This window comes from Pseudonocardia sp. TRM90224, from assembly GCF_021245725.1.
Classification (GTDB): Bacteria; Actinomycetota; Actinomycetes; order Mycobacteriales; family Pseudonocardiaceae; genus Pseudonocardia.
In genome coordinates, this window is record NZ_JAJGSX010000092.1 from 1 (window position 1) to 7,403 (window position 7,403).

The 7,403-nt window shown below is 74.9% G+C and carries 7 protein-coding genes and 1 pseudogene; all 8 read right to left on the reverse strand.

The window, feature by feature from the left end; genetic code table 11:
• Positions 1-107: 107 nt before the first annotated feature.
• Positions 108-1,022 (reverse strand): copper transporter, encoded by a 915-nt coding sequence (locus tag LL648_RS43430; protein ID WP_232668840.1) that lies wholly within the window; start codon positions 1,020-1,022, stop codon positions 108-110.
• Positions 1,019-2,203 carry a putative cytokinetic ring protein SteA gene (gene steA, locus LL648_RS43435; protein ID WP_232668841.1) on the reverse strand — a complete coding sequence of 395 codons (1,185 nt, stop codon included), beginning with the start codon at positions 2,201-2,203 and terminating at the stop codon, positions 1,019-1,021. The genes LL648_RS43430 and steA overlap by 4 nt, the downstream gene beginning before the upstream one ends.
• A gap of 134 nt (positions 2,204-2,337) precedes the next feature.
• A complete protein-coding gene (recN, locus tag LL648_RS43440) occupies positions 2,338-4,116 on the reverse strand; it encodes a DNA repair protein RecN (protein WP_232668842.1) in 1,779 nt (592 codons plus the stop codon).
• A gap of 117 nt (positions 4,117-4,233) precedes the next feature.
• Positions 4,234-5,145: an NAD kinase gene (locus LL648_RS43445; protein ID WP_232668843.1), complete on the reverse strand. Its 912-nt coding sequence runs from the start codon at positions 5,143-5,145 to the stop codon at positions 4,234-4,236.
• Complete coding sequence (locus tag LL648_RS43450; protein WP_232668847.1) at positions 5,142-5,936, reverse strand: TlyA family RNA methyltransferase; 795 nt, start codon at positions 5,934-5,936, stop codon at positions 5,142-5,144. The genes LL648_RS43445 and LL648_RS43450 overlap by 4 nt, the downstream gene beginning before the upstream one ends.
• 5 nt (positions 5,937-5,941) lie before the next feature.
• Positions 5,942-6,100 carry a hypothetical protein gene (locus LL648_RS43455; RefSeq protein WP_232668844.1) on the reverse strand — a complete coding sequence of 53 codons (159 nt, stop codon included), beginning with the start codon at positions 6,098-6,100 and terminating at the stop codon, positions 5,942-5,944.
• On the reverse strand, positions 6,100-7,149 hold the full coding sequence (locus tag LL648_RS43460) for an HAD-IIA family hydrolase (RefSeq protein WP_232668845.1): 1,050 nt from the start codon (positions 7,147-7,149) through the stop codon (positions 6,100-6,102). Before LL648_RS43460 ends, LL648_RS43455 begins: the two co-directional genes overlap by 1 nt.
• Positions 7,146-7,403: pseudogene (locus LL648_RS43465) on the reverse strand (hypothetical protein); the annotation flags it as partial. The gene LL648_RS43460 and the pseudogene LL648_RS43465, both read right to left, overlap by 4 nt.

Below are 7,403 nucleotides of genomic sequence, written 5' to 3' on the forward strand. Positions count from 1 at the left end.
GCGTTCCGCACGCGAGGGCAGGAAAGCCACTTTCCGGCCCTCACAGGGCAGGAAAGTGGCTTTCCTGCCCTCCCCAGCCGGAGGCTGGACCGCCGATCGGGGTGGGGCTAGACGCCCGGCGCCGAGCCGTCCGCCGCTGTGACGTCCGTGCCGTAGCGGCCCGCCCGGCCGTCGGCCTGCTCGCGCAGCGCCAGCACCGCGGAGATCTGCCCCGCGCGCGAGTGCACGTCGTCGACGGTCGAGAGCGCCGAGGAGATCGTCGGGTCGGCCCGCGCGACCCCGACGGCGCCGGTCGCGTCAGCCGAGCCGCTGCGACCGGCGAGCACCGCTCCTGCGCTGGAGCGGTCGATCTCGGCGGCCATCCGCGCCAGGACGGCGGCGCCGTCAGCGGCGTCGACGCCGGTCAGCGCCCCGCCGGTGAGCACGAGCGCGAGGTTCGCGCGCGCCGGCACGTCGCCGGGCCGCACGAACCCGGCGGCGGCGAGCCCGCTGAAGACGGCCTGCGCGCGGTCCGGGGTCGCGTTCGGCGCGAGCAGCACACCGGCGAGCAGCCCGCCGGCGAGGCTGCCGGTGTCCGACGCCGCCGGCAGCTGCGCGCCGGGTGGGAGCAGTCGCGCGACCAGCTCGCGGAACTGGTCGGCCCGCGCCGGGTCGACCGCGGCCGGGGTGAGCGCGACCTCGCCCGCAACACTGGCTCCCGCCTGCCGCAGCAGCGCCGCGACGGCGTCCCGGTCGCCGACGTCGGCGCCAGAGGTCACGATCACGACGTTCTGCCCTTGCAGCACTCCGCGCACGGTGTTGGGCCCGACGCGCTGCGCGAACTCCTCCGACGACCGCTGCGCCGCGGCGAGCCCATCGCGCTCCGAGGTGAGCTGCTGCACGCGCCCGCCGAGGTCGTCGCGTTCGGTCGTGATGGCGCTGAGCAGGCGGTCGGACACCCCGCTCGCGCCGAGCACAACACCCAGCGCGAGCGCGAGGAACACCGCGGCCAACGACAACGCGTGATAGCGCAGCGAGATCACCCGAACCAACCCTCGATCCGTCCGGCCAGCACGGCCCACATCTGGGACACCCACGCCATCACGGCGTCGCCCGCGTCGGAGAACAGCAGCGCCGCCGCGGCGGCCACCAGCACCGCGCCCAGCAGCAGGAGCACGACCCCGACCGACATGCGGCTGCGGTAGAGCGCCGCGATCGCCCTGCTGTCGACGAGCGCGCCGCCGAGCTGCAGCCGCGTCAGGAACGTCGAGGCGTTGCTGCCCGACCGCCCGCGGTCGAGGAACTCCGCCATCGTCGCCGAGAGCCCGACCGTCACGACGAGCGCGGCGCCGTGGTGCGCCGCCAGCAGCAGCGCGAGGTCCTCGGGGTTGGCCGAGCTCGGGAACGTCACCGCGCCGGCACCGAGGTCCTGCACGCGGTGCAGCCCGGGCGCGTGCCCGTCGGCGAAAGCGGGCACGACGACGTCGGCGCCGCAGGTCAGGGCTTCGATCGAGACCTCGGCGGGATCACCGACGATCAGGTCGGGCCGGTGCCCCGCGGTCATCAGCGCGTCGGCGCCGGCGCCCACCCCGACCAGCACCGGGCGGTACTCGCGGATGTAGCGCTTGAGCCGCGCCAGCTCGGCGGCATGGTCGTAGCCCGCGGCGACGACCAGCACCTGCCGGCCGGCCAGCTCGGCGTGCACCTCCGGCACACCGTCGCCGTCGAGCAGCATCGACCGCTCGCGGCGCATGAACTCGATCGTGTTGGCCGCGAACGCCTCCAGCTGGTGGGTCAGGCCCGACTTCGCCTCGACGAGCGCGTCGGCCACCGAGTCGGCGTCCTGCTGGACGCCCGTCGCCAGCTCCAGCTCGCCCGCGTAGACCACACCGTCGTGCAGCCGGATCCGGCTGCCGTCCTTGATCGCGAGCATGGCGTCGGGACCGATCGCGTCCACCAGCGTGATCCCGGCGGAGACGAGCACCTCGGGGCCGAGGTTGGGGAAGCGTCCAGAGATCGACGGCGAGGCGTTGACCACGGCGGCGACCTGGGCGGCGACGAGCGCGTCGGCGGTGGCGCGGTCGAGATCGACCTGGTCGAGCACGGCGATCTCGCCCGCTTTGACGCGGCGAAGCAGGCCGTCGGTGCGCCGGTCGACCCGAGCCACACCGGACAGCCCGGGCAACGCTGGTTTCGAGCGGTGCAACAGGCCGGACAGCTTCATGTACTCACTGTGACACCTGCTGATCGTGTTCTCCGGAAGGCACGCCGCACGCGTTCGGGGCTACCCAGGCACGCCAAGGGGTTGGAAGGACGCCCTCGGCGGCATCACCGGTGATCAACCGGCGTTACCGTCAGTTACCTCTTGGCGTTGCGCGCGCGAGGCCCACGATCGGCCGTGCGGTGCGCCCGAGCCGACTCCAGCAGCTCCTCGGCATGCGCGCGACCGGTCTCGGTGTCGTCGAGGCCGGCCAGCATGCGGGCCAGCTCGCCGATGCGCTCGCCCTCGGCCAACCTGCGCACGTTGCTGCGCGCGGCACCGCCGTTGCGCGCCGACTTGTCGACGACGAGGTGTCGGTCGGCGTACGCGGCCACCTGCGGCAGGTGGGTCACGACGATCACCTGGTGGCGGGCCGCCAGCCGGGCCAGACGCCGCCCGATCTCCACGGCGGCCCGGCCTCCGACCCCGGCGTCGACCTCGTCGAACACCATCGTCGGCACCGGATCGGCGCCGGCCAGCGCCACCTCCAGCGCGAGCATGACGCGGGAGAGTTCACCGCCCGACGCGCCCTTGTGCAGGGGCTGCGCCGCGGACCCGGCATGCGGGACGAGCCGCAGCTCGACCTCGTCGACGCCGTCGGTGCCGGCGACCAGCACGGACCCGCCGACCGTCAGGGCATCGGCACCGCCGGCATTCCCCTCCCGAGGCGCGACCTCGACGAGCAACCGCGCGTCGGGCATCGCGAGCCCGCCCAGCTCGGCGGTGGTGTCGGCGGCCAGGCGCTTCGCCGCCTCCGTGCGCGCGGCGGTGACGGCCATCGCGTGCTGCGCGAGCTCACCGGCCAGCTCGTCGCGGCGTGCCGCGAGCGCAGACAGGGCCTCGTCGGACGTGTCGATGTTGTCCAGGCGCTCGCGCGCTTCGTCGGCCCAGGCCAGCACGCCGTCGACATCAGCGGCGTACTTGCGGGTGAGCGCCTTCAGCTCGGCCTGCCGGGTGAGGATCCCGGCCAGCCGTTCCGGGTCGGCGTCGAGCCGCTCGAGGTAGCCGGTGAGCTCCGTGCCCACGTCACCCACGACGGCGAGTGCCTCGGCCAACCGGCCGTCGAGCGTGGTCAGCTCGGGGTCGCCGGCTGCGGCGAGCCGGTGGCGGGCGTCGCCGAGCAGCGCAAGCACACCCGGCACGTCGGGATCGCCGTCCTCGGCCCCGACGAGCGCGGTGTGCGCGGCGGACGCGGCCTCACGCAGGTCGTCGGCCGCCGAGAGCCTGCGGGCGAGGTCGACCAGCTCGACGTCCTCACCGGGCTGCGGGTCGACCGCGTCGATCTCGGTGAGGCCGTGGCGCAGCATGTCGGCCTCCTGCGCGAGCCTGCGGGCGCCGTCGCGGCGTTCCACCAGCTCGGCCGCCACCTGCTGCCACTCCGCGCGCACCGCGCGGTAGCGCTCCAGCGGCGACCCGACGGCGTCGCCGGCGAACCGGTCGAGCAGCGCGCGCTGCTCGGCCGGGCGCAGGAGCCGGAGCTGGTCGTTCTGGCCGTGGACGGCGAGCGTGGCCTCCGCGAGCCGGCCCAGCACACCGACCGGCACGGACCGGCCGCCGAGGTGCGCGCGCGAGCGGCCGTCGGCCCCGACCGTGCGGATGGCGATGAGGGTGCCGTCGTCGTCTGCGTCGGCCCCGACCTCGTCGGCCACCGCGAGCGCCGCAGGATCGGCGTTGAACCGGCCCTCGACGACGGCCCGCTTGGCACCTTCGGCCACTCGGGACGCCTCGGCGCGGCCGCCACCCAGCAGCGACAGGCCCGTGACCACCATCGTCTTGCCTGCGCCCGTCTCGCCCGTCAGGACGGTGAGCCCCGGATCCAGCTCCAGCGTGGCGTCGTCGATGACGCCGAGCCCCTGGATCCGCATCTCGGCCAGCATGAGTCGAAGGGTACGGAACCTGCCCGACAGTGCAGCCGGCGGCGCGCCAACTTCCCCACCGTTTTGGGTGGATGCGCGCCCTGGAGGCGCGCATGTGCCCAAAACGATGGGGAGTTTTCAGGCCTTGGGGGCGCCGCGCCAGCCGCGGATGGGCAGGTCGAACTTGCGGACGAGCCGGTCGGCGAACGGCTGCCCGTCGAGGCGCACCATCCGCACGGGGGTCGCGCCGCGGGCCACCTCGACGCGCGCGCCGGGCGGGATCGTGAACGTGCGCCGTCCGTCGCAGTCGAGCACCGCCGGCGGGCCGGACGGGTCGACCTCGATCGCGACCTCGCTGTCGGGAGCGATCACCATCGGCCGTGCGAACAGCGCGTGGGCGTTGCTCGGCACCAGCAGCAGCGCCTCCACCGCCGGCCACACGAGCGGCCCGCCGGCGGAGAACGCGTACGCGGTGGATCCGGTCGGGGTCGCGCAGAGCACACCGTCGCACCCGAACGCCGAGACCGGGCGGCCGTCGACCTCCAGCACCACCTCGAGGATCCGTTCACGGGTCCGCTTCTCGACGGTCGCCTCGTTCAGCGCCCAGGTGCGGGCGAGCACGTCGCCGTTGGAGCGCGCGACGGCGTCGATCGTCATGCGCTCCTCGACCTCGTAAGTGCCGTCGACGAGCGCGTCGAGCGCGTCGTCGAGCGACTCCTGTTCCGCCTCCGCGAGGAAGCCGACCCGCCCCAGGTTCACCCCGAGCAGCGGTGTGCCGACCGGGCGGGCCATCTCGGCCGCGCGCAGCAGCGTGCCGTCGCCGCCGAGCACCAGCACCACCTCGGCGCCTTCCGCACAGCCCGGGCGGCCCTCGACGATCCGCGGGGTCAGCTCCGGCGGCAGGCCGCCGTTCTCGACCTCCGCCCACTCCTCGCCGATCACCCGCAGCCGCACACCGGCTGCGGCCAGCCGCTTCGCGACGGACGCTGCGGTGCGCCGGTTGGTCTCCCGCCCGGAATGCAGCACGAGCAGGATCTCGCGGGGGCTCATCGTGGCCCTTCCTCGACGGCGGTTGCCAGCACGGTGTCGCCGACGTCGTCGCCATCGTCGGACGGGGCGAGCCACAGGAAGAACTCGACGTTGCCGGACGGCCCGGGCAGCGGGCTCGCGACGGCACCGCGCAGCACCAGCCCGAGCTCTCGCGCCGCGGCGGTCACGGCGGTCAGCGCGGAGAGCCGCAGCGTGGGGTCGCGCACGACCCCGCCGGCACCGAGCCGCTCGCGCCCGACCTCGAACTGGGGCTTCACCATCGGCAGCAGCGCGCCGCGCGTGCACGCCGCCAGCGCGGGCAGCACGGTGCGCAGCGAGATGAACGACAGGTCGGCGACGGTCAGGTCGACCGGCCCGCCGATCGTCTCCGGTTCGAGCGTCCGGACGTTCGTGCGGTCGTGCAGCTGCACCCGCTCATCGCTCTGCAGCCGCCAGATCAGCTGGCCGTAGCCGACGTCGACCGCGACGACCCGGGCCGCGCCACGGTCGAGCAGCACGTCGGTGAACCCGCCGGTGGACGCGCCGGCGTCGAGGCAGCGCAGCCCGGCGACGTCGATGGCGAACGCGTCGAGCGCGCCGATCAGCTTGTGCGCCCCGCGGGACGCCCACTCCTGCTCACCGGTCTCTTGCACGGTGACCGGGGTGTCCCGGTCGACGACGGTCGCCGGCTTGCCCGCGGTGATCCCGCGGACGGCGACCCTGCCCTGCTCGATGAGCTCGGTGGCCTGCTGCCGCGAGCGGGCGAGCCCGCGGCGGACCAGCTCCGCGTCGAGCCGAGCTCGGGTGACCACCGGCGTCACGCGCCGGACGAACCGGCTGCGAGCGCCTCGCCGAGCGCCGTGTGGACGCGTTCGAAGGCCTCGACGTGCTCGGCGAGCGGGCGGTCGGCGAGCCGGTCGAGGCCCGACATGGCGTGCTCGACGGCGGCTGCCGGGTCGGGCATGGGGGTCGTCATCACTGCTCCGGTGATCGTGGCTGGTTCTCCCGGTCCACGGTAGCCGAGCTCGGAGAGTCACCGCCGATGCCGAGCGCGCGCAGCGCGTCGGCCGCGCCCGGACCGTCGGCCCGGACGTCGACGGGGCCGCTCCCACGCTCCCAGCGGGCCGCGCAGAGCGCACGCAGAGCGTCGAGCGGGTCGCCCTCGCCCCGCAGGACCAGCGCGTCCCCGTCGGGCTCGACCGACCAGCCGTCCTTCGGGCCCGGCGCGAGCGCCTCGGGGGTGGCGGTGAGCGCGCCGAGGTCGGCGCCGATGTAGTCGGGACGCAGGTCGGGCTCGGCCGCGAGCACGTCGGCCGGCCCGGACACCCCGGTCAGCACGAGCAGCGACGGGATCCCGGCGGCGTGACCGCCCTCGATGTCGGTGTCGAGCCGGTCGCCCAGGATCAGCGGGCGTTGCGCGTCGTTGCGGCGCACGGCGTCGAGCAGCAGCGCAGGCGCCGGCTTGCCGGCCACCTGCGGCTCCCGCCCGGACGAGGTGCGCAGCACCTGCACCATCGACCCGTTGCCGGGCAGCGGGCCGCGCTCGGTCGGCAGGGTGGGGTCGAGGTTGCACGCCACCCAGACCGCGCCTGCGCGCAACGCGACGGTCGCCTCGGCGAGCACCCGCCACCCCGTGTCGGGGCTGTGCCCCTGCACGACCGCCACGGCCTCCTCGGTCCGGTCCGTCACGCCCAGCCCGACCGCGGTGACCTCCGCGGCGAGCGCCGCCGTGCCAACCACCAGGACGGGTGCGCCCTGCGGGAGCTGCCCGGCCAGCATGGCAGCCGCGGCCTGCGAGCTGGTGGCGACGTCCGCGTCGGCCGCCGGGAAGCCCAGCTCACGCAGGTGCTCGGCGACGTCGGACGGGCGCCGCGACGCGTTGTTCGTGACGTACACGGTGCGCACGCCCCGCTTGGCGGCGTGCTGGACGGCGTCGAGCGCGCCGGGGACGGCGGTCGGGCCGGCGTAGAGGGTGCCGTCGAGGTCGGCCAGCAGGACGTCGTGGAGGTCCAGCAGGTCCGTCACCGGCCCTGCTCCTCCGCCTGCGGCGCTTCGGCTTCCTCCGCGCCCTCGTCCTCGTCGCCGGTCTCTTCGTCGGCTTCGACTTCGTCGTCTGCCGGGTCTTCGTCGTCCTCGGACTCGTCGGCCGCCGGATCTTCGTCGATCTCGTCGTCGGCCAGATCATCCTCGTCGTCGGCGCTGTCGTCGTCGGCGCTGTCGTCGTCGGCGCTGTCGTCGTCGGCGCTGTCGTCGTCGGCGCTGTCGTCGTCGGCGCTGTC

Coding starts and splice junctions, on each gene's coding strand:
- steA (WP_232668841.1), bottom strand. CDS start 2,203: ATGAAGCTGTCCGGCCTGTTGCACCGCTCGAAACCAGCGTTGCCCGGG.
- recN (WP_232668842.1), bottom strand. CDS start 4,116: ATGCTGGCCGAGATGCGGATCCAGGGGCTCGGCGTCATCGACGACGCC.
- LL648_RS43445 (WP_232668843.1), bottom strand. CDS start 5,145: ATGAGCCCCCGCGAGATCCTGCTCGTGCTGCATTCCGGGCGGGAGACC.
- LL648_RS43455 (WP_232668844.1), bottom strand. CDS start 6,100: ATGACGACCCCCATGCCCGACCCGGCAGCCGCCGTCGAGCACGCCATG.